A 1,571-nucleotide genomic window follows, 5' to 3' on the forward strand; every position below is an offset into this window, starting at 1 on the left:
CGGGCAATAATTTTACGATTGTCTAGTTTCATAGGAACCAAGGAATCCACCGGTACCCGTAAATCTCCATTCAATAATGGAGTAAAAGCATAATCCCAAGTCATAAGATGATCTTCTTGATCGGCTTTAACAACATAATCTACTAATACACCTGGAACTTTTACCATTTTAGGATCCAGTGTTCCGCGAGAAGCAACTTGTTTAACTTGAGCAATAACAATTCCACCGCAAGCCCTTGCCGCTTCAGCAATAGATAATATTTCACCGCTGCCTATTTCTTGTTCAGTTGTAATATTTCCGTCTTGATCTACTGTTGTACCTCTTATGATCGCCACATCAATTTTTACAGCTTTGTACCATAACCATTCTTCTCCGTTTAATTCAATAACTTCCACCAAATTTTCCGTTGTTTTTTTATTCAGCTTTCTGCCTTCCAATCGAGGATCCACAAATGTACCAAGACCAATCTTTGTAATAATTCCGGGTCTGCGGCCCGCTATGGATCTAAACAATTGTGATAACGTTCCCTGCGGAAAATTATACGCTTCAATTTTATTATTCATTGCCAAAGCTCCAATGCGGGGGCTTAGATTAAAATGCCCCCCGATAACACGTTTCAGCAATCCTTCCTCTCCTAGGTGATTTAATCCGCGATCTTTACCATCACCTTGTCCTGCTGCAAATATAGATGTAAGATTTTTAGGACTCCCGGTTTCTAAAAAAGATTTTTTCATAGCTTTTAAAATCGCTTCCGGAACAAGTCCACCTACAAATCCGGAAGTTGCAATAGTCGCTCCGTCCGGAATATGTTTGACTGCTTCTAAGGCAGTTACAAATTTCGTCATAATAATGCCCTCCTATCTTTAATGTAAATCATTACATTTAATGAATACCTGTTACTGAATAAACCATAATAATAACAAAAACAGCAAAGGTTTTTAACAGTGTAATTGCAAATATATTTTTATATGAATCTCGATGTGTTAATCCACAAACAGCAAGCAGTGTAATAACTGCGCCATTATGAGGCAACGTATCTAACCCGCCGGAGGCCATGGAAGCCACGCGGTGAAGAATTTCCGGTCCCATGCCGATTTGCTGTGCCCATGCCATCCATTGCTTAGACATTAATTCAAGTGCAATAGCCATACCACCGGATGCAGATCCCGTAATACCTGCTAAAGTAGTAACACTAACCGCTTCCGATACTAAGGGAGTCCCACCTATCTGGATACTCATTAATGCATGTGCAACATGTTGAAAACCAGGAAGCTGTGAAATAACATTGCCATAACCAACTTCTGAAGCTGTATTCATAATAGCTAGCAAAGAACCAATAGCTCCCGCATTTAACACTTTTGTAAGTGCATGCACATTTCTAACTTCTTTGCGCCCTATAAGCAATGCTAAGAAAATGCCGACTACAAGAGCTATAATCAACGCCCATATACTGGCTACATTTTTTACATCCCCCACAACGAGAGGAACACCTTTCATTTCTTTAAAGGCATCTAGGATAGCCGGATTCCAAACGACAAACTGAGTAACCAAGAAATTAACAATAAGTACCG

General features: G+C 39.8%; 1 protein-coding gene and 1 pseudogene. Both read right to left on the reverse strand.

Going from position 1 to position 1,571, the window contains the following annotated elements; all coding sequences use genetic code 11:
• Nucleotides 1–845, reverse strand: an 845-nt coding sequence (locus BLR11_RS13860) for a malonate decarboxylase subunit alpha (protein ID WP_176763023.1), incomplete at its 3' end; no start/stop codon positions are given.
• Nucleotides 846–882: 37 nt separating this feature from the next.
• Nucleotides 883–1,571: pseudogene (locus BLR11_RS14545) on the reverse strand (GntP family permease); the annotation flags it as partial.

Origin of the sequence: Megasphaera paucivorans (assembly GCF_900103535.1) — a bacterium.
GTDB classification, from domain to species: Bacteria; Bacillota; Negativicutes; order Veillonellales; family Megasphaeraceae; genus Megasphaera_A; species Megasphaera_A paucivorans.